A 23,476-nucleotide genomic window follows, 5' to 3' on the forward strand; every position below is an offset into this window, starting at 1 on the left:
GTGCACTGAATCCCCTACCATTCCCGGATGGGTTCAGGACCACCGCTGCGCTTTGAAACGCCCCTGCCGCAAGCGGCCAAGGGGCCTGGACCTGCCACCATGACGCCCCGCATCCGAAGCATCAGCCTGAACAAGTACTCGAAAGTCGCGCAGGAACTCGGCATCGATCCGATGCGCATGCTCCGGCAGGCGGGCCTGGACCACAGCTGCCTGAACTCACCCGACCTGCTGGTGCCCGAGACAGCCTTCGCCCAACCGCTGGAAGCCTCTTCCGCGCAAGCCGGCAACGCATCGCTCGGATTGCTCATGGGATCGTGCTGGCGGTTGTCGGACTTCGGGCAGATCAGCCTGCTGCTGCAGCACCAGGCCAGCCTGGCCACCCTGCTGCAAACGCTCAAGGACTACCACCACCTGATCAGCACCACCATCACCACGGAAACCGTGACACAGGGGCGGCTGTCCATCATCCAGCTGCAGCTGGACACCGAACGGGAGACGCCGGGGCGCCACCCCATGGAACTGGGCATCACGGCCTTGCTGAGCCTGTGCCGCCACCAACTGGGCAAGGACTGGAACCCGATCGGCGTGCATTTCTCGCACGCGCCTCCCACCAGCACGGCCCATCACCGTCGAGTGCTCGGCAACGAGATCGTGTTTGCCTCGGACTTCGACGGCATCGTGGTGTCCAACCAGGACCTGCAGCTTCTCGACCCGGAGCACGACAGCGGCATGGAGCGGCATGCCCGGTTCCTGATGGACATGCACGCCCCCAGCCAATCCCCGAAGTCCATCGAGCAGCAGGTGCGAAGCGCCATCCAGTCCTTGTTGCCGCACGGCCGCCACAGCATCGCCCAGGTGGCCAGCGCGCTGGGCTGCACGTCACGCTCCCTCCAGCGCCAGCTGGAGAACCACAGCACCAGCTTTCAGGACACCCTGGACGCCGTTCGCAGCCAGGCTGCCATCCGCGCCCTGAAGAACCCGCAGCTCTCTGTCAGCGAGGCCGCCTCACTGGCCGGCTTTGCGGAAAACAGCTCTTTCACGCGCTGGTTCATCAAGCATTTCGACCAAAGCCCGAGCAGCTGGCGGCAGCAGCACCTTCCCCGGCCGCTCTCCTAGGGAAGGTCTGCTGCCGCTCATCCGTGAGGGTGCCAAGGCGTCATGGTCGGGGTTGGCCTGCCAGATCCCGTTCGCGGCGGCAACGCAGATCCGTCATGCGAACAACCTGAGGGGCAGCGTCGATCGAAGCGCCGATCGCCTCGACGGCGCCCCATCGGTTGATCGTCAGCTCGATGCCATATTTTTCTTGCCACAGCTTGCCCATGTCCCGCTCGATGCAGCGTTGAACGTCAAGGTAGCGTTCGGCCATATCGGCGGAGGTGCCGACTTCAGCAAGGGAGAAAGACGAAAGCAGCGTGAGGCACGCGCAGACAAACATGCGGGTCAACATAAGATTTCAGTACAGGTCGAGAAGCGGCAATGGAGTGGTCAATGTAGCCGGGCTGCCGTCGAGGGCGTCATCGCAATGAAGCATTCGTGAGTTTCAAACAGCGACGGGAAGTTCCCGTTCGACTACACGTCGGACGAGCAAAGCTGTTCACAGAGGTTACCCATTCGACAGATTGATGATGGGCTGGGTTGCCATGGACCGGTTTTGCGCTGGCGCTCAGAGAATGGCTTCGATGAGCGTCGGACCCGGCGTTTCGTAGGAGCGCACCAGCGCCTTTCCCAGCGATTCGAGGTCGCCGACCCGGGTGGCGTTCACACCCATGCCCTTGGCCAGGCTCGACCAGTCCAGCGCAGGCCTTTCGAGCGACAGCATGTCCTGCGCCCGAACGCCCGGAGTTCCGGCGCCGACCGCCGCAAGCTCGCCCCGCAGGATGCTGTAGGCGCGGTTCACGAAGATCACCACCGTGATGTCCAGGTTCTCCCGCGCCATGGTCCACAGCGACTGGAGCGTGTACATCCCGCTGCCGTCGCCTTCGAGAGCGAGCACCCGACGTTCCGGAGCAGCCATCGCCGCCCCGACTGCGGCGGGCAAGGCAAAGCCGATCGCACCGCCGCAACTGGTCAGCCAGTCATGAGGGGCGGCCTGCGCGGTCAGCGCATCGAAACCGCGCCCGGTGGTCATCGCCTCTTCGACGACGATCGCGTGCGCAGGCAGCGTGGCGGCCAACGTCCGGCCGATCCCTTCGGGACTCAACGCCCCGGCGAAGGGCGCCTGCGCGTCCTGCTCGACCACGTGGGCCGGTGCGCGACGATTCGCACCCAGCGCTTCGCACAGGGCCGAGAGCGCCTCCTCCGGCAAGTCGTCGGGCGTCGATAGCGTCAGGAACTCACACCCCGGCGCGGACAGCCGCCCAGGCTTGTTCGGATACGCGAAGAATGCAACCGGCGCCTTGGCTCCGACAAGGACGATTCGCTTGAACTTCGCGAGCGCTGCCAGGCCAGGATCGACGGCGTACGGCAGGCGGGGCACGAGGACGCGTCCGGCACCGCGCTCCAGCCGCGCGGTATAGAACTCCGCACGCACTTCGCAGCGCGTGGCCGCGGAGATCTGACCTGCCAGGTTCGTGCACGTCGTGCGCAGCGCGCGATCGCCCAGAAGCAGCAGGGTGGACTGAGGGTCGTCACGCAGGGCCTTGACGATCCGGTCGAAATCTCGCGGGTGCTGCGCGGTCGGCTGTGCCGGCGCTTCCTTGGGCGTCCCCTGGTCATTGGGGACTTCGGACCATGCCACGTTGGCCGGCAGGATCAGCGTCGCGATGCGCGCAGGACGGGAATTCGCCTGGCGAACCGCCTCGGCGCCGTCGGCGGCGATGTCATCGACGGTGGGGCTCGTGCGCACCCACTGGGACATCGAGCCCGCGATGGCGTGGATGTCTGACGTGAGCGGCGCATCCAGCTTCAGGTGGTCGACGGCATGGTCACCGACGATGTTGACGATGCCGGATCGCGCCTTCTTGGCATTGTGGAGATTGGCCAGTCCGTTGCCCAGCCCGGGACCCAGATGGAGCAAGGTGGCGGCCGGACGATCCGCGATCCGGTAGTAGCCATCGGCGGCCCCCGTGACCACGGTCTCGTGCAGGCCCAGCACGCAGCGCATGCCCTCGATCTTGTCGAGCGCGGCGACAAAGTGCATCTCCGAGGTGCCAGGGTTCGTGAAGCACACGTCGACCTTGTGGTCGATGAGCGTGTGGACCAGCTTCTCCGCGCCGTTCATAGGAAGACTCTCGTTGTAGAAGGAAGGTCGATGTTCGAATTCGACAGGGATGCGAGGCCTTCAGTTTCGCATCGCGATGGCGGCCAGTACAAAGCCGGCCATCCACAGCGTCTCGACCAGCAGCAGCGCGAAGGGCCGCCAGCCGGCGCGGGCCAGTTGCCTGAATGAAGTCTTCACGCCCAGCGCCGCAATGGCGACGACCAGGCACGTGCGGGAGACGTCGTTGAGGCCGGTCTGCACCGCCGCCGGCACGCCGCCCAGGGAGTTGAGGATGACCAGGGCCACGAAGACCCACAGAAACCACGGCACCAGGGCCTGCCTGGCGCCGGCGGAAGCGCTGTCGCTCGCCGCACGCTGTCGCTTGAACAGGCCGGACACCACCACCACGACGACGGCCAGCATGGACACACGGAACAGCTTGACGATGGTGGCGTAGTCGCCGGTTTCCTGGTTCAGCATGTAGCCGGCGCCGACGACCTGCGCGACGTCGTGGATCGTTCCGCCCAGAAAAAGCCCGGCCAGCTCGGGCGGCAGATGCAGCAGCTGGGCAACCAGCGGATAGATCACCATCGCCAGGGTCGACAGCACGGTCACGGTCACCACCACCATCAGGGTGAAGCGCTCGCTCTCCTTGTCGCGCGGCAACACCGCCGAGATCGCCAGAGCGGCCGACGCGCCGCAGATGGCGACCGAACCGCCGGACAAGACGGCTTGCGCGCGACTCATGCCCAGGCGACGTCCCAGCAGCACCCCACACAGCAGCGTGGTCACGACGGCGACGATGACGATGGCCGCGGTGCTCCACCCCAGGCCGGCAATCTGACTCGCGGTAATCCGCGCCCCGAGGAGGCCGACGCCCAGTCGCAGCACGGTGCGCGAACAGAATTCGATGCCGGGCCGGGTCTTGGCGTCATGGCTGAGGTAATGAAAAGCCACGCCAAAGAACAGCGCATACAGGAATTGGGGCCCGCCATGCAAAGTGGACACCAGCGTGGCGGCCATCGCGATCACACTGGACAAGGCGGCGCCGGGGAGAAGTTGCCGCAGTTGCTGCGGCAACCAGGCGGGGTGGCCCGTGTCGGCGGCGGAGGTTGGCGACAGGAAACTGAACACTGGAGAATCTCTTTCGAACAGCGTGTGGATTGCACGTGGGAGGGTCGTGGCCCCTTCATGAGCTGGATGGTAGGCAAAGGCTGTTAAAGAAAAAAGCGGATAATAGTGTTCAGAATGATCGATAAATCAAATCAGCAATCATTCCAGCGCCTGCGCCTCAACCTGCGTCAGCTCGAAGTCTTTCTGGCCACGGCGCGCAGCGGCAGCACACGCGCGGCGGCCGACCGGATCGCCCGCTCGCAATCTGCGGCGAGCACCTCGCTGGCCGAACTCGAGGGCGCGCTCGGCGTCGAGCTGTTCGACCGCATCGGCCGACGTCTGCTGCTCAACGAGAACGGGCGCGCGCTGTTGCCCAAGGCCCAAGCCCTGGTCGAGCAGGCGGCCGAGGTGCAGGCCCTGTTCACGGACGAGCACGCTGCGCCTCTGCGCGTTGCCGCCAGCTTCACGATCGGCGAATACCTGTTGCCGAGCCTGGTGTCGCAGTGGACCCAACTGCACCCCAAGAGCCAGATCCATCTGCGCATAGGCAATACCAGCGAAGTGATCGACGCGGTCGCCGCCCTGGATGTCGACATCGGCTTCGTCGAAGGGTCGCAGACGCATTCCGATCTGGTCGTGCGGCCCTGGCTGGATGACGAAATGGTGATCCTCGCTGCACCGGGCCACCCACTGGCGAATCGCTGCGCAACGACCCGCCAGTTGTCCGCCGCCACCTGGGTGCTCCGGGAACACGGTTCCGGCACACGCCAGATCTCGGACGAGTGGTTGCTGAAAAACCTGGGACAGGTCCGCGTCGGCTTCGAACTCGGAAGCACCGAAGCGATCAAGCGCGTGGTGGCGGCGAGCGATGGCCTCGGCTGCCTTTCCCGCTACGCGGTGGAGCAAAGCGTGGCGGACGGGCACCTGGTTGAACTGCGCACACGCCTGCCCAGGGCAAGCCGCCAGCTTTCCATCGTGCTGCACCGTGAAAAGCGGTTGGGCCGCGCGACCACGGATTTCCTGGCGCACTGCAGCGCCGCGGAGCGACACGGCGCGCGCTGAGCGACCCGCACCGAACCGTTGAACCGGGTCGGGGCGCAAGCATGAGAATGCGCGGATGGAGACCAGAACCCCTCGGGACGACAAGAACGGCGGACGCCGCACGGGGCGCCGCGCGCTGATCGCATTGATCGCGCTGTGCGTGCTCGGCCTGCTCGCCGCGGCGGCCTGGGTCGCCTTCCGGCAGGCCTATCCGCCCGCGCGGCTGGCGTCCATGCTCGCGGAGCGCGTGAGCACCGCGACCGGGCGCGACTTCCGCATCGAGGGCGACCTGAACCTGCGCCTCGTGCCGACCTTCGCCATCGAGGCCACGGACGTGGTGCTCGCCAGCCCCCGGGGAAGCACGCACGTCGACACATTGCGGGCCAGGGATGTCGCCTTCGAAGTCTCGCTGCGCGACCTGCTCGCCGGCACCCTGCACATCCTGAGCGTCGACGCCCAGGGCGCCGACATCGGCCTCCCGACCGGGCAGACCCTGCGCATCGAATCGCTGGCGCTGGCCACGACGGACCACCGGAGCCAGTTCACCGCCGAGCTGGCGTTCGGGCCTCAACACTGGAAGGTGAAGGGCGAGGTCGGACCGATCGAGGCGCTGTGGGCCGGCACCGCCGAGTGGCCGCTCGACTTGCGCGCCAGCACCGAGGGTGCTTCCCTCGCGGTCCAGGGCAGCATCGGCACCGGCGAACACGCCGGAGCCTTCGACGCCAGGGTGTCGGTCCGGGTGGATGCGGCGCCGGCGCTGGCGCCGTTCGGCCCGGCGGCACAGATGATCCCGGTGCCGCTCGAATGGCACGCGACGGTGGTGCATGCGCCGGCGCAGTGGCGCGCCGATCCGATGGCGCTGTCGGTGGCCGGACAACGCCTGACCGGCAACGCGACTCTCAAGCTCGGCGACGCGCCATTGCGGCTCGAGGCAGCACTGTCGGCGGCCGCGCTGAGCCTCCCGCGGCTGCCGGCCATCTCGGCCTTCCAGGCCCATGTCAATTTCAGTCCCGGACGGCTGCAGGTCGAGCCGTTCAGCTTTGCCATCGCCGGCGGCCAGGCCCGGGGACAGCTCCGGGTCGCGCTGCACCCCGATGCCGCACCGCACATCGACCTGCAACTGAGCGCCAGGTCGATGTCGGTCGAGGCACTGGACGCGGCGCACCCAGGCAGTCGGCGCTTCAAGGGCGGCCATGCCGACCTCGAAGCCAAGCTCGCGATGTCCGGCCGCACGCCCGCGGCGCTGGCCGCGTCATCGAGCGGCAGCGCCCTGCTGAGCGCCCGCGACGTCGGGCTGGTGGGCCGGGGCGCAGCGCTGGACCGCGACCTCCTCTCGCGCCTGATCGATGCGCTGATCCCGAGCAACGTGCCGCGCGACGACCTGGTCGTGCAGTGCGCCGTCGCACAGCTGCCTCTGCGCGACGGCGTGGCGGCGATCGACCGCTCGATCGCGGTGGAAACGCAGCAGATCGCGGTCTCGGCCAGCGGCGAGATCAATCTCGCCCGGCAGACCCWCTCGCTGGCGTTCCGGCCCCAGGTCAAGCGGGGCCTCGACCTGAAAGCGAGCAGCCTGGTCGAGCTGATGCTGCTCCAGGGCCCGCTCGACGCACCCGAGCTGAGCATCAATCCGCGCGGTGCCGTGCACCAGGCCGCCAACGTGGGCGTGGCCGCCGCGACCGGCGGGATCTCGCTGCTGGCGCCGGCGCTGCGCGCCGCAGCCGGCGAGCCGTCGGCCTGCGACCGGGCCGCGTCGCCGGGGCGCCCGCAGGCCGGCCCTGGCGGCGCGCCGGCCAAGGGCGACACGCGAGGGCCGATTCGCCGCAAGCTTTTCGGCGGCTGAGGGGGCGGCCTCCCGCGTTGCCTTCCCGGATGATGCGGTCGAAGAACTTCGACGCGACCTCCCGACACCGCCGATCCGCCGGCATGCGCCACAATTTCCCGCTTCGGCGCTGCCGTGCGCCGGCCTCGAGAGGACGCCACATGAACACCGAAGCACGCCCCACCACCATCCCTCTCGACGACGGCGAGAGCGTCTCCGGCCTGGTGCAGTCGCCGCCGGCGCCGCGCGCCTGCTACGTGTTCGCCCATGGCGCCGGTGCCGGCATGGCGCACGCGTTCATGGCCGAGGTGGCCGACGGCCTGGCGCAGCGCCACATCGCCACGCTGCGCTACCAGTTCCCCTACATGGAGCGCGGCTCGAAGCGCACCGATTCGCCGGCGATCGCCCAGGCCACGGTGCGCGCGGCCGTGGCGCATGCCGCCGGCCTCTTCCCCGCGCTTGCGCTCTTCGCGGGCGGCAAGTCGTTCGGCGGCCGCATGACCTCCCAGGCGCAGGCCCTGGAGCCCTTGCCGGGAGTGGCGGGCCTGGTGTTCCTGGGTTTTCCGCTGCATGCAGCGGGCGCGCCTTCGAGCGACCGCGCGCGGCATCTCGTCGATGTCCGCACGCCCATGCTGTTCGTCCAGGGCACGCGCGACAAGCTGGCGGAGTTCGGCCGGATCGAGAAGCTCGTGGCCGAACTCGGGCCGCTGGCGACCCTGATGCGGATCGACGAAGCCGACCATTCCTTCCACGTGCTGGTCCGCTCGGGCCGCAACGACCGCGAGGTGATGACGCAGATCCTCGACGGCTCAGCCGGCTGGATGCTGCGCTGAGCGCAGGCCTTTCGTTCGCAGTGGTGCAACCCCCGAGGCCCCTCGCCAAGCGGGGGGACGTCGCCCCACTACACTGATCCGGATGAGCCACCCCCCTCCCCCGCATCGAGCGCGGGACCTCCTTGCTTCCTATTTCTGGAGTGGCGATGCCATCCGCAGCCGAAGCGTGAGCGAGGTTGTGCTGTCAGGCACGGTCGACGTGCCTGCGCCCCCTGCAAGGCTGATGGCGGACTGGCAAAGGGAGATATCGTTGCGCTTGGGCCTGGAACCCGGAGACGTCGAGCCATTGCCTCTGGCGCGCGCGCGCATGCGCTGGCCGGACTACCGGTACTGCGTGCAGGCGATGGCCGACTGGACGCGGACGCTCGGCCTGCACGAGGTGCTTGCCTCCTGCGACGTCGCCCTCATGGCCTGCCGCGGCGCGAAGTACCACCATGACGGCGCGCACTATGGCGGTGCGGCCTTTTGCAACCTCTTCCTGAGCGAAGACAAGGGCCTGGACTTGCATTTCCCCTCTTCGGGTCATCGAATCCCGTTGACCAGGGGGACGGCCGTGATGTTCGATACCGGCCAGCCTCATGCCGTGATCAAGCGTCGCAGCGACGGCTTCGATGTGGCCGACTTCCCGCCCGACCCCGATTGCACCCAAGTATTCCTGACCTGGGAGCTTCCCATCGAGGATGCCCACATCTGGCGGGCACTTCGGATCGACTTCGACATCGACCCTTCGACCGCGTTGCAGTTGGAGGAAGAGCAGGTCTGGCTGAACGGCGCACGGGCCAGCTTGTGCCCGCATTCTGGCCAATGGCGCCGTGCTGACTGACCGCCCGCCCGAGCGCGGGGAAAATGCGCTTGAGCTACTCGACTTGCTGCGCACTGGGCCTTGTCGCCCGGGTCATTTCTTCCGAAGGTACTCACGCACCTTCTCCGCCGAGTTGCCCACCGCGGCGACGGCCGCCCTGAGTTGCTGCTCAGTCACGCCGAGCGACTCGGTCCAACTGCGCACTTCGTGAGGCTCGGCGAGGGAAATCAGTTCGCGATCCAGGCCGGTCTTCTTTGGGGAACGCTTGTTGCCGAGCCCCTCCCGATCAAGTGCTTGGGGAGACTGGACCCATTCGAGATATTCGAACCATTCTTGCTGTATGGTCATCAGATTTACCTCTCATCGTCTTGCTGCGTTACGGCTGCATTGCTCTGACGCGCACCAGGTGGCGCCCAGCTCTTCTTCGGCGAAGAGGTTGTGCACCGGCGTTCCGGCCGCCACAAGGATCACGGCAACGACACCCCAGCGAAATGCAACGTCGCTGGGGTGAGTGCTCAGATCTCACGGCGATCCTCCTTCCTGATGAGATCGAAGGCGAGATCGAAGGCGTGAACGCTACTGCGGACCGTTGCGACGTTCTGTAAGACAAGAGCGCAAGAGGTTGGGGGTTCATCGGCATCGGCCCGCTCATCACTCTTCGCCTGTTCAGAATTCATGACCGACTCCCCTTCGAGATTGCGACACGCTTCCGCAGGGTATTGCTTCGGAGTACGCTGTCCTTACCGGGGATAGCGCGCGTCTGTCCAGCGAACACAAAGTCACCGACGCGTCAGGGGACCAAGATGACGAACGATGGCCACATCAATGGCGCGGACGACCCTCCCCCGTTCCCCTCAGCCGAATGGCACATGCAGGTCGAGAGCGACGGCGGTCTTGACGGCATGCGCAGTTACCACATCGACGTCTACAGAGGCACGGCGTTCATGTGCCGCATCGCGCTGGCCGGCCATTTTCCCAATCAGGCGGCCGCCGAAGAAGGTCTGGATCGTCGCCTCAAGGCTTGGCTTGAGGACTATGAAAAACGTCCTCTCCTCGCGGGCGAAGATCACATTCCCTATGACACGTGACCGGAGGTTGCAGGATCACTCGAAAGTGACCGTACTGGCCATCAGCACGCCGTTGACGACCCGCGTGCCATGGATGTTCACCTTCACGCCATTGCCCAGCTTCCCCGCCGTGCCGTTGAAGAACACGACGTCAGGGTTGCCGGCATCCACGGGTTGTCCCTTCACGCGGAAGTCTGAAGGCGATTTGAATGCGCCGACATTGCCGATCAGATCGAAGGACGCGGGGCCGCCAGTGCCCGGAACATGCCGGATCCTGAGCTTGGCCGCTCGCAGCACGCCACCGGACACGACGCCGCCGACATCGACCTTCACGCCGTTCCCGATCGCGCCCACCGGACCGCCGGTGATCTGCGCGGCACTCGCATCGACCGGGAAGCCGAGCACACGCAGCGCTCCCGGACCTGCGAAGTCCGTGACGATGCCCGCGAACTGGGCCGTGGTGGCATTGGCCGTCGGCAACGGATACCACCATTGCACGAGCGTCGCGACCAGACCGCCCGGCGCCGCGGCGTCCGCGCGAACGCGCACGATGGTTCCGTTTGCGAGCGGTCGCCCGTCCGGGCTCCCGCCCAGAACCGCTGCGCTGTAGTCGATCGCGAGGCCGCCGAGCGAGAAAGTCCGCCGCGTCGCGTCGAGGTTCTGCACCGTGCCCGTGAGAATCGGCGCGGACCGCTCGCGCTGCTCCACGCGCGTCGCACGCAGCACTCCAGGCGCGGCCGGCAGGCCCCAGACCTGCAAGGTGCGCCCCGCCGGGATCGCGGCGAGGCCGGAGGCGTCCGCCCAGACGGTGGCTTCGTCGGTCGTCACCGTTGTGCCCAGGATGACGAAGCTGCCTTGCGCCGGATCGACCGATGTCACCTCACCGCGAATGTCGGCAGCGGATTCGACCCGACGGGCGATGCCTTGGGTGAAGTCCGCGTTCATTGGCCCGATGACCCGCACGCTCATGCCCAGTTGCAGCCCGGCGGGAGCATCCTCGACGTTTCCGACGGCCGAACTCGTGTCGTAGCGCAGGCCGTTGACGAAGATGCTGCCCGCGCCATCGACCGAGCCGACGCCGGTCGCATCGGCAGTGCTGACGCCGGTGCCACCGGACCCTACCCCGGAGCCCTCATCCCCACTCGATGCGGTGGTGGAACTCCCGTCGTCGGACGCAATGCCGCCAATGCCGTTGCCTGCCCCGCTCGGGCCGTTGTCGCCGACCGGGCCGGGCGCACCTGCGGGGGCGAGCCCCGAACCGATGGCCCCCGGCGCCGATGCACCCACGAGCGCCGCGCCGCCACCTCCGCCTCCGCCTCCACCGCAGGAGAGCAGGAGGGCCGACATCAGCGACAGGAACCCGTTGCGCAGCAGGATGTTCATCACTCTTTTCTCCCCAGGGGCTTCAAGGGGCCGGGCAGCTTCGCGGCCTCCTCCTTGGCATCCTCATAGTACGTGTAGATGCCGACCCGGACGCGCCCCGCGTCTCCCTTGTTCGCCATCTCGTAGGCACGCCTCATCTCGCGTGACATTTCATGGTGAAGCCCGTTCCAGCGTTCGCGTGCGAGCTGGTGAATGCGCTCGCAATCCTCGATCGATATGCCGGCCGCGAACACCGACCGCTCGAGCAAGGGCGGTCTGCCGCCGACGGTGTTCGACACGCCCGCCAGCAAGTGGTCTCGCGCGTTGTCGCCCAGGAACGAGAACATTCCCTTCAGATCGTTCGCCGGCACGAAGCCCGTCACGGCAAGTTCCGTCACGCCATCGCGCTCGATCGCCATATTCAGGCGCACCAGTTCATCAAGAATGGCGCGGTGATGCACGTTGCCCCGACTGGCGCGATGCGCGACAGCCTCGAAGGAGGGCGTCGACTGATCATCGGACACGATCGGCAGCGAGCGGTGGGCTGGGTCGTCGGCGAACATCTGCAGCCACAACGTCAAGGTTCTCGCCTCGGCCGACATCTCGGTTTGCGGCAAGGCAACCGTTGGTTCGCGCACTCTGCTGGTCACGGCCTTGCGGTTCAAGCCGGTCGTCACCGACAACTGGCTGATGTTGGGGTCAGTGCCCTTCTCCATCCATGCACGCCGTGCCTCATCAAGCAGCACATCGCGCAGCAGTTTTTCCAGGTGCGCGTGCTTGACGCCGAAGGCCAGAGCGAGCCTCACCAGCGGACGCAGGACGCGGGCGCATGCATCGAGCACCCACGCGAGCTGGCCCTCTCTCGATTGGGCCATCGGCTGCCGGGACGAACGCGGGTCCCGGCCATGCTTGGCGCTCTTCGAACCCGTGTGTCTGGTGGCCATGCAGTTCGATCCTGACCTCGGGCGACAGCAGTGAACGACTCGTTACCAACTGGACAAAGACATCAGCCTCTGTCTTACAAATCCGGCGCTTTGGCGAGCGCACAACGGTAACCGATGGGAACTTTTTACCTACATCTTCTTACCATTTCCTGGAGAGCGCAATGGCCATTCAGTTGACGGGTGCCTCGCGAAGAGCAACCCTTCCACCTGGAGCGTCGCCATGAGCACCGCCGGCATTTGCGTTTCCCATTCTCAGGGCACGTCGCCTGGCATCGCGCTTGGCAGTCTTGTCGACCTGGCGAGGCTTCAAGTCGGCAACCCTTCTGCCGCGATCTGCGATGCCTGCAGCACCATCGACATCGGGTCCGCCTGCTACTGCAAGAGTTGCTCGCACAAGCTCCCAGCCTTCGATACGGCCAAGGAAGACACAGGTGTCCTGCGTGACAAAGAGTTTTCTTGGCATGCCCTGGGGATGCCGGAGCGGGCGTCAGTGATGGACTTCGCGGCCTTCTCGGTGGTGATCAATCTACTCGTGGTGATCACCGCACTCATCCCTGCTCCATGACTTTCTGGCTTCCCTGTCATCGCCATGACGAAGTTCTGCGAGTCCTGCCACACCGCCAACAGAGACCGCGCGAAGTACTGCCGAGGATGCGCGGGCAAGTTCAGCGGAATTCGCACGGCTGCGCACGTTTCAGCAGGGTCCTTGCCGGAGGGAAGGCCCCCTAGAGTCGCGAGAGTCGCGCAATCCGTGCCGATGGCGATGGCGATGCCAATGCCGGCGCCCGCACTATGGCCAGCAGGGACGAGGACGAGCGATCTCTTGGTCGTATCGCGAATCCCCAAGAAGCGCGATTTCGCTCGCCGGTTGACCTTGCCCGGCGGCCTCGATGTTCCCGTCGTGCTGATGTTGATGGTCGTCTTCCTGTCGAGTGCTGCGTTCGTTTTCTGGTACTGGAACCGCACTGCCGAGCGAAGTCTGGAGTCCTCCCGTGAGGAGGCGCCGATCCATTGGCAGTCCAAGTCGCAGACTGCGTCGCTTCCGGCGCCCGCGACGCATTCGCAACCGGCGGTCGCGCCGGTCGCGGTCGCTCCGATGGTCGAGCATCATGTCGAGCCAACGCGCTCGCTGCTGGCGGAGCCGTCCGAAACGCAGGCCCCGACGCCTGCGGCGGCCCGGACACAGGTCGCGGCGCCCGAAGAACAAGCCTCCGAAGCACATCGGCCTGTGGCCGCACCGCAAGCCGACGAGGCACGGACTTCGGATGCGCAAGCTTCTCAGGCGCCGCCAAGGCAAGCGGTGGCAGCACTGCGGCGGGACCGTTCCGGCGCCCGACCGCGCGAAAGGAGCATGACGTCGACCGTCACCGCGTCGCGCGCATTCCCTATCGACCGTCAATCAGAAGCAGCACCGAAGGCCGTCGCTCCCGATGTCCAGCGATCGATCCGAGCAGAACAGCCAGACATTGCCAGCCGGACATCGGCGACGCTCCCGACCGCCTCGGTCCAAAACGGAACGGCTCGCACGGCAGGCAGCACGACTCGCTGCGACCCGCACAATCCGTTCGGCGAAGCCATCTGCGTGAGCGCTGCGGCACCGGCGGCGCAAGCGCCGAGTTCTTCCAGCGCGGCGATCTCGAGCGCATCGTCGAATCAAAACGCAACCAAGGGGATCCACTCGCCTGGCGCTTTCGCGATCACAAACGCCCCGGCGGATCCGGGCGGCAACAGCCCCGGCGCTGGCACTGCCGCGGGTGGTGCAGGAGGTGGGGCTGGCAGCGGAACCGGTGGCGGCGCAGGAGGTGGCGCTGGCGGCGGAGGAGCCGGTGGCGGCGCAGGAGGTGGCGCGGGCGGCGGAGGAGCCGGTGGCGGCGCAGGAGGTGGCGCGGGCGGCGGAGGAGCCGGCGGCGGCGCAGGGGGCGGCGCTGGCGGCGGATCTGGAGGGGGTGGTCCAGGGGGCGGTGGCTCCGGCGGCTCCGGTGGTAGTGGTGGCTCTGGCGGTGGTGGCCCTGGCGGTGGCGGCGGTGGCTCCGGCGGTGGCTCCGGCGGTGGCGGTGGTCCTGGCGGCGGCGGCGGTGGCTCCGGCGGTGGCGGTGGTCCTGGCGGCGGCGGCGGTGGCCCTGGCGGTGGTCCTGGTGGCGGCGGTGGYCCTGGYGGCGGCGGTGGCCCCGGCGGCGGCGGTGGCCCCGGCGGCGGCGGTGGGCCCGGCGGTGGCGGTGGTCCTGGCGGCGGCCGATGATGTGAGTCCGACACCCGCCGCTGCGAAAAGCGCCAGGACGCGCGGCAAGCTTCTTCAAGGTGAACTGTTGAAGACGATAGGAGGCTCAGTCCTTCGCAGCGAACGCGCTGGATGCTCAAGACTTCGCCTGGAGACCGTGGGCGTTGCAGGTCGGCCAGTGCGAAGGGCCGGGCCGGGTCACTGCTGGCTCTGAGCCACAGAAAGACCTGACGGCTCGCGGCTTGTTCCGACCAGCACCACGAGGATGCTGGACGGCTCCGAACTGCGATTGCGCCACGCGTGACGCGTGCCGTTCTGTACGTATGTGTCTCCAGCGTGAAGCTCCTTCGTCGCACCGTTGTCCAGTTCGAGCCAGATGCTGCCGGATATGACGTAGCCGAAGTCGATGGAATCGCTGGTGTGCATCCCTGGGTTTTTGGCCTCCATGTGTGCGGCCAGACCGGGAAACTTTTGCTCCATTTGAACGTACAAATTCTTTCGCTCTCCCGGCGCCAGAGGTGTCTCTCGCTCTGGAGGAATGGTGAAGATGCCGAATCGGAATCCACCTGCAGGAGGAAAGAAATCGCGATAAGCCGGCGCGCTGCCTGCATCGGGAAATGACGGAAGGCTCTCTGCGCCCCAGAGTTTGAGGAACTCGAAGCCGAGGCCAGCGACACCTTCAGGCTCGACGACAGCGTCGCTCGCGAAGACCGCAATCGATTCGGAGCTATGACCCGTGACAACTCGACGTGCGTGCATGGTGTCTCCTGTGTGCAAGGGATACCTGACTGAAGGAAGCATCATGCTACCGATGGCGACCTATGCCATTTTTCACGGAGGCCTCCTGGGCCGCCAACGCTGCACCGAGAGCCTCCGCGGCGGCGTTATCAGCAAGGTGGTCTTCGGGGCTGCGTCACCACGCGCCAGTGAGCTCAAGGGCGGTATGGGTGTAGGGTCGCGACTCATGGCGCGAGGCCGGCTCTCGCCGTCACTCAGGAGGTTTCCGCCATGCCTATGCGAAGTCTTTTCTCCACCCTCACGGCGGCCCTCGCAGTCGCTTGCATCGCGTGGGCGCCCTCGGCCGCCGCGCAGTCGGGCGCCGCAGCCTTGCGTGCGTCCTACGAAAAGCTCGCTCCAAGCTTGGCGAACAGCCCGTTCGGGCGGCCGATGGTTCTGACTTCCGCCGAAACCGAGCGGGGCCTCAGAGGCGAGGTGTACGGCGTGCTGGACCGTCCGCTGGCCAAGGTCAGTACAGCCTTGGACAAACCGGCGCATTGGTGCGACATGATGATGCTTCACCTCAACAATCGGGCCTGCCGCCTCGACGCGGGCGAAAAGACTCTGACGCTGAGCGTGGTACGCAAATATGACATCCCCGTCGACAAGGCGTTCGAGTTGAGCTTTCGCGGTCGTCTCGTCAGTGCGACGCCCGACTACTTTGAAGCAAAGTTGAACTCCGGCAAGGGACCGTTCGGCACCAGCAACTATCGCATTGCGCTCGAAGGCATTCCGCTGGAGAACGGCAAGTCGTTCATCCACTTCAGCTACGCCTACGACCAGAGTTCCGCGACCGCCGTGGCGGCCAAGAGCTACCTGGCCACCTTCGGGCGCGGCAAGGTAGGCTTCACAGTCGTCGGCAGACAGCCCTCCGGCGAACCCGAACTGGTTGGAGGCATGCTGGGTCTGGTCGAGCGCAATGCGATGCGCTACTTCCTGGCCGTGGACGCCTACTCGGAGGCGCCGGACGCTTTCGAGAAACGACTGGCGCTGTGGTATTCAGGGACGCAAAAGTACCCACGCCAATTGAATGATCTCAGCGAAGCCGAGTACCTCCAGCTCAAGCAATCGGATCGGCAGCGCCGGAGCGCGGCGCGTCCCTGAAGGCACAGTTTGAGCTGCCTCCACGCGCACATGCGTCGCGCAAAACCCGGATCAATGCGGGTCGAGGACGTCAGACGAGTCGTGGGCAATCTGAACGGATTCTGATCTGGCCGTTAAGAAACGCTTCATCGACCGCGCGTATCGTGCACCCATGCACTCCCCTCCTGGTGCCTCCGCCGTCGAGCAAGTCACGAGTGCCGAACCCGCATCGTCCCGCAAACGCCGCGCCGCCTTGCTACAGGTAGCAAACCAGTGGGCGTCGCGTCCTCGCTCCCCGCGCCGCATCGTCATCTGGTTGAGCATCTATCTCGGCGCGGCGGCCAACTGGCCGCTGTGGAGTGAACTGGCGCGCATAGGCGGGGCGCCCAGTGTCTACGTCCCCACGAGTTTCGCAGTCGCGCTGCTGATGACTTTCGGGACGGTCGCCATGCTGTCTCTTACCGCCTGGTCACGCTGGATGAAGCCGCTGTGGCTCGGGATCGTGGTCCTGGCAGCCATCGTCCAGTACTACATGATGACCTACCGCGTCGTGATCGAGCCGACGATGGTCGCGAACGTGCTGCAATCCGACCTCAACGAAGTCAGGGAACTGCTGAATTGGCGGCTTCTCGTGAGTGTGCTGATCGTGTCAGCTCTGCCCGCATGGTTCCTGTGGCAGGTGGATGTCCAGAGGATCTCGCTCGCTTCGAACCTCTGGCGCAATGGAGCGCTGCTGCTCGCAGCGACACTGGGAGCCGCAGGCTGCGCAGTGGCGATGAATCTGAAGCTGGCGCCGCTGATGCGCAACAATCCGCACCTGCGCTACATGCTGAATCCGTTGGCCACGCTCTATTCGGCGAGCGCCGTGGCGATGAGGCCGATCTTCGGGCACCGGCGCCAGTTCATCCCGTCGACGGGGGTCGTGGCGCTGGGCCCCGGCTATGCCACGCAGGCCAAGCCGCCGCTGCTCGTACTCGTGGTCGGCAAGGCGGCACGCCCGGATCACTTCGGACTCAACGGGTACGTTCGCGACACGACACCCGAGCTCGCAGCGCGAAAGGCACTGAGCTACCGCGACGTGCGTTCATGCGGGACCAGCACGCTGGCCTCCGTCCCGTGCATGTTCTCCGGCCTGGGCAAACAGGCCTTCGAGGCCCGCCAGGATGACCACGGCAACCTGTTGGACGTGCTTCAGGCAGCCGGCCTGGCGGTGTACTGGCTCGGCAACCAGACCGACACCTGCAAGGGCGTCTGCGATCGGATTCCGCACGCCACTGCGATCGATCGCCTGGACTCGGCCGCCCGCAACGCGTTGTGCGTTGGCGACGAATGCCTGGATGAAGTCATGCTCGATGGTCTTGATGCGCGCATTGCCAGTCTGAGCGCAGCCCGCCGTGCGCCAGGCGTCGTCCTTGTCATGCACCAGATGGGCAGTCACGGCCCGGCCTACTACAAGCGATCCTCGCCCGACACCAAGCACTTCTTGCCCGAATGCAAAACCAACGTACTCGGGGATTGCACTCACACGGAATTGCTCAACAGCTACGACAATTCCATTGCCTACACCGATCGGTTTCTCGGCCGGGTGATCGACTGGCTTCAGACGCAGTCCGGTCAATTCGACCCGGCGCTTCTCTACATCGGGGACCATGGCGAATCGCTCGGCGAATACGGACTCTTCCTCCACGGCGTGCCGTACAGCTTCGCGCCTGAAGTGCAGAAGCGGGTGCCCATGGTCACGTGGTTCAGCAATGGCATACTTCGCCGCGCCGGCCTCTCGCCATCATGCATGGAGGCCGGCCTCGATACCCCACTCACCCATGACAATCTCTATCACACGGTGCTCGGACTGATGGACGTGCAGACTGCTTCATACAACGCGGGGCTCGACCCGCTGTCGAGTTGCCGTGAGCCGCGGCGACCGGGATGACCAGCATGCGCTCGGAGTCGTTCAGGTTTCGGACAGGTGCGCCTCATAGCATCCAGACATGCTGACGCAGGTTTCTCCTTCAACGCCTCGCCAGGCTCGCCCCCTGGCGGAGCGCCGTGCGGCGCCCGCCGCTGCACACCATGACTTTCGAGGTGCCAGCACCGAACGACCGTTGCCTTCCGGCTTGCTGGCGCTTCTGCTGGTCGTATTGGCAGTCGTCTGGTTCGCTTCGCTGGCCACGCGCTCGCTGATCAGTCCGGACGAGGGGCGCTACGCGAGCCTCGCCTGGGAAATGCTGCGCAGCGGCGACTGGGTCACTCCGCGATTGAACGGGCTGCTCTATTTCGAGAAGCCTCCGTTGCAATACTGGGCCAGCGCCCTCTTCCTCCACCTGTTCGGCATGAATGTCTTCGCAGCGCGCCTGTGGCCCGCGCTGGCCGGCTTTCTCACGGTGCTGGCCGTCGGTGGAACAGCGTGGCGGCTGTGGGGCAGGGAAACCGGCATCCGCAGCCTGGCCATAGCGGCATCCATGACCTGGGTCTTCGGCAACGCGCACTTCCTGACGCTCGACGCAAGCCTGACCCTGTTCCTCACCATCGCCCTCTGCGCGGTCCTGATCGCCGAGCAGGCTTGCGGCACGGCTTCCGAGCGCAGGAACTGGATATGGGTCGCCTGGGCAGCGATGGCCGGCGCGGTGCTCAGCAAGGGATTGGTGGGCCTCCTGATTCCCGGCGCCACGCTCGTGCTGACCTGCCTCTGGCGCCGCGATTTCGGCCTGTGGCGCCGGATGCACTGGGTGTCCGGTTTGTTGATCTTCCTCTTGCTCGCGGCGCCGTGGTTCGTGCTGGTCTCCCTGCGCAACCCGGCCTTTGCCCAGTTCTTCTTCATTCATGAACACTTCGCGCGCTACCTGAGCAATGTTCATCAACGCGAAGGCGCGTGGTGGTACTACCTGCCATTGCTTCTGGCCGGGATGTTCCCGTGGACCAGTGCGCTGCCGTGGCTGTGGCCCAAGCGCGCAGCCTCCGGTCCAACACCAGCCATCGCGCCGCAGGGTCTGCTGATCGCCTATTCGGCCTTCGTTCTGCTGTTCTTCAGCGCCAGCGGATCGAAACTGCCGTCCTACATCCTGCCGATGTTCCCGGCGCTGGCGCTCCTCATCGGACTTCGGCTCCAGCAGGCGAGTCCCCTTGCGCTGCGTCGCCACCTGTTGTTCCCCGTCGCGGTCTGGGCGATCGTCCTGGTCGCCTCCACGCAGAGCTCAAGGATCGCTTCGCACTCCACGTCGGCCGAGGTGTTCGCGCAGCTGGGCACCGGAGCGCTCTGGGGTGCGGTGACCTTCCTGTCGTTCGCGGCCTTCGCGTGGTGGTTGCTGCGGCGGCGCGGTGCCACGCTGGCCATCGCGACGCTGGCGCTCGGCCATGTCATGAGCATGACGATCGTGATGGCGGCGCACGAGCCCTTCGGGCAACTCAAGAGCGCGGCACCTTTCGTGTCGGCATTGCAGCCGGTACTGCAGTCGGGTGCCCCCGTCTTCGCGGTCCGCGCCTACGACCAGACGCTGCCTTTCTACCTGCGCCGCGAGGTCACGCTGGTGGACTACCAGGACGAGTTCGCCATGGGACAGGCCCTGGAGCCGAACCGCTCGATCGAATCGCTCGACGAGTTTGTTGCGCGCTGGCAGTCGCTTCCAGAGGCCGCGGCCTACATGGACTTTCCGAGCTACGGCGAGCTGCATGAGCGTGGCCTTCCGATGCGTATCATCTATCAGGATTCACGACGAGTGGTGGTGTCGAGAAAATGAAAATCATCGACTTCGCATGGGTGCTGACCGGCGTCCTTCTGAATGCCGCCGCCCAGTTGTTCCTGAAGGCCGGGGCGCGCAGCGTGGGCGCCATTTCCATGAGCGACGGCAGCGCCGCTCTCTGGCGCAGCGCGGCCGGGCTCGCGCAACATCCCGGCATCCTCGGCGGCCTCGTCTGCTACGCGGTCAGCGTGGTGGTCTGGATCGTCGCGCTTTCCCGGGTCGACGTGAGCATCGCCTATCCGATGCTGTCGATCGGCTATGTCGTCAACGCGGCGCTCGCCTGGTGGCTGTTCGGCGAGCAGGTCGACGCGCAGCGCTGGCTCGGCATTGCCGTCATCATCATCGGCGTGGTCCTGGTGGCGCGCAGCGGGAGCACGCAATGAGCACGAATACAGCGGCCTTCCTCCCTTTCACCCGCCCCTCGATCGATGAGCAAACCATCGCGGAAGTCGGCGAGGTGCTCCGGTCCGGATGGCTCACCACCGGGCCGAAGTGCCAGGCGCTCGAGGCTGAACTGTCCAGGCGTTGCGGCGGGCGTCCCGTGCGGCTGGTCAATTCCGGCACAGCCTCGCTCGAACTGGCATTGCGCCTGTGCGACATCGGTCCGGGCGACCAGGTCATCACCACGCCGCTGAGCTGGGTCGCCACCGCCAACGTCGTGCTGGCGGTCGGCGCCACCCCGGTGTTCGTCGATGCCGATGCGACGACGCGCAACATCGACCTCGACCGGATCGAGACGGCCCTCACACCGCGCACGCGGGCGCTGATACCGGTCGATCTGGCTGGGCTGCCCGTGGACCGGACGCGGCTCAACGAGATCGCGGCAACGCATGGCCTGCGGGTCGTCGAGGATGCCGCGCAATCCTTCGGCGCTCAATGGGACGGTCGCGCCATCGGCAGCTTCGGCGACCTCGTCTCCTTCAGCTTCCACGCCAACAAGAACCTGACCTCGGGCGAAGGCGGCTGCCTGGTGATGAACAACGACGAAGAGGCGCGGCGCTTCGAGTTGCTGCGCCTGCAGGGCGTCATCCGACTGCCCGGCGGCGGCATGGACGTCGAGGCATGGGGCGCCAAGGCGAACATGACCGACATCGCGGCAGCGATCGGCCTGGGTCAACTGCGCAGCATCGACGACTTCAACGCCCGTCGCCGACAGCTCGCGCGGCGCTATTTCGAGCGCTGGGACCGCACGCTCGGATTCGATCTGCCACCCGAGGACGCGGACGGGCACGGCAACTGGCACATGTTCCAGCCGCTGCTGCCGCACGATCTTGCATCGGCGCGCGCGGACTTCGTCGACGCCATGAAGAACCAGGGCATCGGCGTCGGCGTGCACTACCCCGCGATGCACCTGTTCTCGATGTTCCGGGCCATGGGTTACGCCCGCGGGGACTTCCCGGTCGCCGAGGACATTGGCGCACGCACGGTCACGCTGCCGCTCTTTCCGGCCATGACCGACGCCGACGTCGACCGCGTCTGCGACAGCGTGGCCGCAGTGGTGGCTCAATTGCGGAGGGCTCGGCGATGACTGTGCTGCAGGCGGTTCCTCACCACGACCCCGACATCGAGATCCCGGCCGACGCCCCTTCGCTGAGCGTCGTGATTCCGGTCTACAACGAGGAGCAGGGCCTCGCGGCCCTGTTCGCCCGGCTCTATCCCGCGCTCGACGCGCTCGGCTCGTCCTACGAGGTGATCTTCATCAACGACGGCAGTCGCGACCGCTCGGCCGCAGTGCTCGCGGCGCAGTTCGAGCGCCGTCCCGACGTGACCCGGGTGATTCTCTTCAACGGCAATTTCGGCCAGCACCGGGCGATCCTGGCGGGCTTCGAGCACTGCCTGGGCGAGCGCATCGTCACGCTCGACGCCGACCTCCAGAACCCACCGGAAGACATCCGGCTGTTGCTGGAAGCGATGGACCAGGGGCACGACTGCGTCGGCTCGATCCGCCGCGACCGCCAGGATTCGGCCTGGCGGCGCTGGGCGTCGCGCGCCATGAATCGCCTGCGCCACCGGCTTACGGGCATCGTGATGACCGACCACGGCTCGATGCTGCGCGCCTACAGCCGCAACGTCGTGCAGCTCATCAACCAGTGCAACGAGATGAACACCTTCATCCCGGCGCTGGCGCTGCAGTTCTCCCGCAACCCGGCCGAAGTGGAGGTCGGTCACGAGGAGCGGCATGCGGGCGAGTCGAAGTACTCGTTCTACAGCCTGGTGCGCCTCAACTTCGACCTGGTGACCGGCTTCTCGCTGGTTCCGCTGCAGGCTTTCTCGCTGCTTGGCATTGTGGTGTCGATGCTCTCCGCACTGCTGTTCGTGGTGCTGGCAACGCGCCGGCTCGTGATGGGCCCCGAAGTGGGCGGTGTGTTCACGCTCTTCGCCCTGCTCTTCCTGCTGGTGGGGCTGGCCCTGTTCGGCATCGGGCTGCTGGGCGAATACGTCGGGCGCATCTACCAGGAAGTGCGCGCGCGGCCGCGCTACGTCATCAATGCGGTGCTCGAGCGCAAGCGGCCATGAAGCCTGATCTGCCCGCACGAGCGATCGTCTTCGCCTACCACGACGTCGGCGTACGCTGCCTGCGCGTGCTGCTCGACGCCGGTGTCGAGGTGCCGCTGGTCGTCACCCACGACGATGCCGCCGGCGAGAACATCTGGTTCGGCAGCGTGGCCGAGGTCGCGAAGCGGCACGGACTGCGCTGCGCGAAGCCGGCCGATCCCCACCTGCCCGAACTGCTGGCCGAGGCGACGGCAGCGAAGCCGGACTTCCTGTTCTCCTTCTACTACCGCCACATGCTCAAGGCCTCGTGGCTGCAGGTGCCCCGCTGCGGTGCCTTCAACATGCACGGCTCGCTGCTGCCTCAGTACCGTGGCCGCGCGCCGGTCAACTGGGCCGTCATCGAAGGCGCGACCCGGACCGGCGCCACGCTGCATCGCATGAACGAGAAGCCCGACAACGGCGCCATCGTCGATCAGTGCGCGGTGCCGATCCTCATCGACGACACCGCCCACGAGGTCTTCACAAAGGTCACCGTCGCCGCGGAGATCGTGCTGGCGCGCAGCCTGCCGCGGCTGCTGGCCGGCACGACCGAGGAAATCCCCCAGGACCTTTCGCAAGGTCGCTACTTCGGTGGTCGCAGGCCGGAAGACGGCCTCATTCCCGCCACTGCGAACGCCCGGCAAATCCACAACCTCGTGCGTGCGCTCGCGCCACCCTACCCCGGCGCCTTCTGCCGTATCAACGGACAGCGGGTCCAGATCGACCGCACCCGGCTCGTCGAACAGCGACAGCACGCACCCGGTGCGGGCCTTCGATGGCTGAGCGACGCCGGCGCGCTCTGGCTGCTGGCAGCCGATGGCAGCACCCTCGAAGTGCTGGCCGCGCACGGCGATTCCGGCGCGCTCGATCCTGCCGGCTTCGAACAACGCTTCGGCGGGCGCTGCGTGCCCACTGACATCTGAATCACTTTCAACCACGAGTTGCC

23 protein-coding genes are annotated in these 23,476 nt (G+C 66.4%); 15 read left to right on the forward strand and 8 right to left on the reverse strand.

Annotation, left to right across the window (positions count from 1 at the left end; all coding sequences use genetic code 11):
- Nucleotides 1-99: 99 nt before the first annotated feature.
- The gene (locus AC1D2O_RS23570) at nucleotides 100-1,116 is read left to right on the forward strand and encodes an AraC family transcriptional regulator (RefSeq protein ID WP_478157988.1); all 1,017 of its coding nucleotides are present in this window, start codon (nucleotides 100-102) and stop codon (nucleotides 1,114-1,116) included.
- 40 nt (nucleotides 1,117-1,156) lie between these two features.
- Here the strand turns inward: AC1D2O_RS23570 and AC1D2O_RS23575 are convergent, their stop codons facing one another.
- From AC1D2O_RS23575 to AC1D2O_RS23585, 3 genes are all read right to left on the reverse strand, one after another.
- Complete coding sequence (locus tag AC1D2O_RS23575) at nucleotides 1,157-1,447, reverse strand: hypothetical protein (protein ID WP_478092027.1); 291 nt, start codon at nucleotides 1,445-1,447, stop codon at nucleotides 1,157-1,159.
- A gap of 216 nt (nucleotides 1,448-1,663) precedes the next feature.
- Entirely contained in the window at nucleotides 1,664-3,220 is a 1,557-nt protein-coding gene (locus AC1D2O_RS23580; RefSeq protein WP_478092029.1) for an acetolactate synthase large subunit, read from the reverse strand.
- A gap of 60 nt (nucleotides 3,221-3,280) precedes the next feature.
- The gene (locus AC1D2O_RS23585) at nucleotides 3,281-4,222 is read right to left on the reverse strand and encodes a YeiH family protein (protein ID WP_478092032.1); all 942 of its coding nucleotides are present in this window, start codon (nucleotides 4,220-4,222) and stop codon (nucleotides 3,281-3,283) included.
- Nucleotides 4,223-4,447: 225 nt separating this feature from the next.
- Here AC1D2O_RS23585 and AC1D2O_RS23590 point away from each other — a divergent pair, with 225 nt between their 5' ends.
- The 4 genes from AC1D2O_RS23590 (at nucleotide 4,448) to AC1D2O_RS23605 (ending at nucleotide 8,828) form a co-directional block, all read left to right on the forward strand.
- Nucleotides 4,448-5,374: a LysR family transcriptional regulator gene (locus AC1D2O_RS23590; RefSeq protein WP_478092034.1), complete on the forward strand. Its 927-nt coding sequence runs from the start codon at nucleotides 4,448-4,450 to the stop codon at nucleotides 5,372-5,374.
- Between the two features lie 55 nt (nucleotides 5,375-5,429).
- Nucleotides 5,430-7,193: an AsmA family protein gene (locus AC1D2O_RS23595; RefSeq protein WP_478157989.1), complete on the forward strand. Its 1,764-nt coding sequence runs from the start codon at nucleotides 5,430-5,432 to the stop codon at nucleotides 7,191-7,193.
- Nucleotides 7,194-7,333: 140 nt separating this feature from the next.
- The gene (locus AC1D2O_RS23600) at nucleotides 7,334-8,005 is read left to right on the forward strand and encodes an alpha/beta hydrolase family protein (RefSeq protein ID WP_478094941.1); all 672 of its coding nucleotides are present in this window, start codon (nucleotides 7,334-7,336) and stop codon (nucleotides 8,003-8,005) included.
- A gap of 82 nt (nucleotides 8,006-8,087) precedes the next feature.
- Complete coding sequence (locus AC1D2O_RS23605) at nucleotides 8,088-8,828, forward strand: hypothetical protein (RefSeq protein WP_478157990.1); 741 nt, start codon at nucleotides 8,088-8,090, stop codon at nucleotides 8,826-8,828.
- Between the two features lie 72 nt (nucleotides 8,829-8,900).
- Here AC1D2O_RS23605 and AC1D2O_RS23610 read toward each other — a convergent pair whose 3' ends face one another.
- The gene (locus AC1D2O_RS23610) at nucleotides 8,901-9,155 is read right to left on the reverse strand and encodes a DUF3606 domain-containing protein (protein WP_478157991.1); all 255 of its coding nucleotides are present in this window, start codon (nucleotides 9,153-9,155) and stop codon (nucleotides 8,901-8,903) included.
- Nucleotides 9,156-9,322: 167 nt separating this feature from the next.
- Complete coding sequence (locus tag AC1D2O_RS23615) at nucleotides 9,323-9,484, reverse strand: hypothetical protein (protein ID WP_478157992.1); 162 nt, start codon at nucleotides 9,482-9,484, stop codon at nucleotides 9,323-9,325.
- 126 nt (nucleotides 9,485-9,610) lie between these two features.
- On the opposite strand from AC1D2O_RS23615, the gene AC1D2O_RS23620 reads away from it, so the two are divergent.
- Nucleotides 9,611-9,895 carry a hypothetical protein gene (locus AC1D2O_RS23620; protein WP_478093476.1) on the forward strand — a complete coding sequence of 95 codons (285 nt, stop codon included), beginning with the start codon at nucleotides 9,611-9,613 and terminating at the stop codon, nucleotides 9,893-9,895.
- 15 nt (nucleotides 9,896-9,910) lie between these two features.
- On the opposite strand, the gene AC1D2O_RS23625 is transcribed toward AC1D2O_RS23620, so the two are convergent.
- A complete protein-coding gene (locus AC1D2O_RS23625) occupies nucleotides 9,911-11,257 on the reverse strand; it encodes a DUF5666 domain-containing protein (protein ID WP_478093477.1) in 1,347 nt (448 codons plus the stop codon).
- Nucleotides 11,257-12,180: a DUF6502 family protein gene (locus AC1D2O_RS23630; RefSeq protein WP_478157993.1), complete on the reverse strand. Its 924-nt coding sequence runs from the start codon at nucleotides 12,178-12,180 to the stop codon at nucleotides 11,257-11,259. Before AC1D2O_RS23630 ends, AC1D2O_RS23625 begins: the two co-directional genes overlap by 1 nt.
- Nucleotides 12,181-12,400: 220 nt before the next feature.
- Between AC1D2O_RS23630 and AC1D2O_RS23635 the strand changes: the two genes are divergently transcribed.
- Nucleotides 12,401-12,745: a hypothetical protein gene (locus tag AC1D2O_RS23635; protein ID WP_478093481.1), complete on the forward strand. Its 345-nt coding sequence runs from the start codon at nucleotides 12,401-12,403 to the stop codon at nucleotides 12,743-12,745.
- 1,189 nt (nucleotides 12,746-13,934) lie between these two features.
- Nucleotides 13,935-14,612 carry a hypothetical protein gene (locus tag AC1D2O_RS23640; RefSeq protein WP_478157994.1) on the forward strand — a complete coding sequence of 226 codons (678 nt, stop codon included), beginning with the start codon at nucleotides 13,935-13,937 and terminating at the stop codon, nucleotides 14,610-14,612.
- On the opposite strand, the gene AC1D2O_RS23645 is transcribed toward AC1D2O_RS23640, so the two are convergent.
- Nucleotides 14,597-15,157 (reverse strand): cupin domain-containing protein, encoded by a 561-nt coding sequence (locus AC1D2O_RS23645; protein WP_478157995.1) that lies wholly within the window; start codon nucleotides 15,155-15,157, stop codon nucleotides 14,597-14,599. The genes AC1D2O_RS23640 and AC1D2O_RS23645 overlap by 16 nt on opposite strands.
- Nucleotides 15,158-15,406: 249 nt before the next feature.
- Between AC1D2O_RS23645 and AC1D2O_RS23650 the strand changes: the two genes are divergently transcribed.
- The 7 genes from AC1D2O_RS23650 to AC1D2O_RS23680 all read left to right on the forward strand — a co-directional run bounded on the left by AC1D2O_RS23650 (nucleotide 15,407) and on the right by AC1D2O_RS23680 (nucleotide 23,453).
- Nucleotides 15,407-16,279: a hypothetical protein gene (locus AC1D2O_RS23650; protein WP_478157996.1), complete on the forward strand. Its 873-nt coding sequence runs from the start codon at nucleotides 15,407-15,409 to the stop codon at nucleotides 16,277-16,279.
- Between the two features lie 151 nt (nucleotides 16,280-16,430).
- Nucleotides 16,431-18,188 carry a phosphoethanolamine transferase gene (locus tag AC1D2O_RS23655; protein ID WP_477650462.1) on the forward strand — a complete coding sequence of 586 codons (1,758 nt, stop codon included), beginning with the start codon at nucleotides 16,431-16,433 and terminating at the stop codon, nucleotides 18,186-18,188.
- A gap of 172 nt (nucleotides 18,189-18,360) precedes the next feature.
- Nucleotides 18,361-19,992 carry a phospholipid carrier-dependent glycosyltransferase gene (locus AC1D2O_RS23660; protein WP_478157997.1) on the forward strand — a complete coding sequence of 544 codons (1,632 nt, stop codon included), beginning with the start codon at nucleotides 18,361-18,363 and terminating at the stop codon, nucleotides 19,990-19,992.
- Nucleotides 19,989-20,378, forward strand: coding sequence for a DMT family transporter (locus AC1D2O_RS23665; RefSeq protein ID WP_478089363.1), 390 nt, complete (start codon nucleotides 19,989-19,991; stop codon nucleotides 20,376-20,378). The genes AC1D2O_RS23660 and AC1D2O_RS23665 overlap by 4 nt, the downstream gene beginning before the upstream one ends.
- Nucleotides 20,375-21,523 (forward strand): DegT/DnrJ/EryC1/StrS family aminotransferase, encoded by a 1,149-nt coding sequence (locus AC1D2O_RS23670; protein ID WP_478089362.1) that lies wholly within the window; start codon nucleotides 20,375-20,377, stop codon nucleotides 21,521-21,523. The genes AC1D2O_RS23665 and AC1D2O_RS23670 overlap by 4 nt, the downstream gene beginning before the upstream one ends.
- Nucleotides 21,520-22,512 carry a glycosyltransferase gene (locus tag AC1D2O_RS23675; RefSeq protein WP_478089361.1) on the forward strand — a complete coding sequence of 331 codons (993 nt, stop codon included), beginning with the start codon at nucleotides 21,520-21,522 and terminating at the stop codon, nucleotides 22,510-22,512. The genes AC1D2O_RS23670 and AC1D2O_RS23675 overlap by 4 nt, the downstream gene beginning before the upstream one ends.
- On the forward strand, nucleotides 22,509-23,453 hold the full coding sequence (locus AC1D2O_RS23680) for a formyltransferase (protein WP_478089360.1): 945 nt from the start codon (nucleotides 22,509-22,511) through the stop codon (nucleotides 23,451-23,453). Before AC1D2O_RS23675 ends, AC1D2O_RS23680 begins: the two co-directional genes overlap by 4 nt.
- The last annotated feature ends 23 nt before the right edge of the window (nucleotides 23,454-23,476 follow it).

This window comes from Variovorax sp. P1_G12, from assembly GCF_056405555.1.

Bases quoted from the DNA above. Each gene is read 5' to 3' on its own strand.
- AC1D2O_RS23600 (WP_478094941.1), top strand. From the start codon at position 7,334: ATGAACACCGAAGCACGCCCCACCACCATCCCTCTCGACGACGGCGAG.
- AC1D2O_RS23650 (WP_478157996.1), top strand. From the start codon at position 15,407: ATGCCTATGCGAAGTCTTTTCTCCACCCTCACGGCGGCCCTCGCAGTC.
- AC1D2O_RS23605 (WP_478157990.1), top strand. From the start codon at position 8,088: ATGAGCCACCCCCCTCCCCCGCATCGAGCGCGGGACCTCCTTGCTTCC.
- AC1D2O_RS23670 (WP_478089362.1), top strand. From the start codon at position 20,375: ATGAGCACGAATACAGCGGCCTTCCTCCCTTTCACCCGCCCCTCGATC.
- AC1D2O_RS23655 (WP_477650462.1), top strand. From the start codon at position 16,431: ATGCACTCCCCTCCTGGTGCCTCCGCCGTCGAGCAAGTCACGAGTGCC.
- AC1D2O_RS23610 (WP_478157991.1), bottom strand. From the start codon at position 9,155: ATGACCATACAGCAAGAATGGTTCGAATATCTCGAATGGGTCCAGTCT.
- AC1D2O_RS23625 (WP_478093477.1), bottom strand. From the start codon at position 11,257: ATGAACATCCTGCTGCGCAACGGGTTCCTGTCGCTGATGTCGGCCCTC.
- AC1D2O_RS23570 (WP_478157988.1), top strand. From the start codon at position 100: ATGACGCCCCGCATCCGAAGCATCAGCCTGAACAAGTACTCGAAAGTC.
- AC1D2O_RS23615 (WP_478157992.1), bottom strand. From the start codon at position 9,484: ATGAATTCTGAACAGGCGAAGAGTGATGAGCGGGCCGATGCCGATGAA.
- AC1D2O_RS23580 (WP_478092029.1), bottom strand. From the start codon at position 3,220: ATGAACGGCGCGGAGAAGCTGGTCCACACGCTCATCGACCACAAGGTC.
- AC1D2O_RS23590 (WP_478092034.1), top strand. From the start codon at position 4,448: ATGATCGATAAATCAAATCAGCAATCATTCCAGCGCCTGCGCCTCAAC.
- AC1D2O_RS23675 (WP_478089361.1), top strand. From the start codon at position 21,520: ATGACTGTGCTGCAGGCGGTTCCTCACCACGACCCCGACATCGAGATC.
- AC1D2O_RS23620 (WP_478093476.1), top strand. From the start codon at position 9,611: ATGACGAACGATGGCCACATCAATGGCGCGGACGACCCTCCCCCGTTC.
- AC1D2O_RS23665 (WP_478089363.1), top strand. From the start codon at position 19,989: ATGAAAATCATCGACTTCGCATGGGTGCTGACCGGCGTCCTTCTGAAT.
- AC1D2O_RS23575 (WP_478092027.1), bottom strand. From the start codon at position 1,447: ATGTTGACCCGCATGTTTGTCTGCGCGTGCCTCACGCTGCTTTCGTCT.
- AC1D2O_RS23635 (WP_478093481.1), top strand. From the start codon at position 12,401: ATGAGCACCGCCGGCATTTGCGTTTCCCATTCTCAGGGCACGTCGCCT.
- AC1D2O_RS23585 (WP_478092032.1), bottom strand. From the start codon at position 4,222: ATGGCCGCCACGCTGGTGTCCACTTTGCATGGCGGGCCCCAATTCCTG.
- AC1D2O_RS23680 (WP_478089360.1), top strand. From the start codon at position 22,509: ATGAAGCCTGATCTGCCCGCACGAGCGATCGTCTTCGCCTACCACGAC.
- AC1D2O_RS23630 (WP_478157993.1), bottom strand. From the start codon at position 12,180: ATGGCCACCAGACACACGGGTTCGAAGAGCGCCAAGCATGGCCGGGAC.
- AC1D2O_RS23645 (WP_478157995.1), bottom strand. From the start codon at position 15,157: ATGCACGCACGTCGAGTTGTCACGGGTCATAGCTCCGAATCGATTGCG.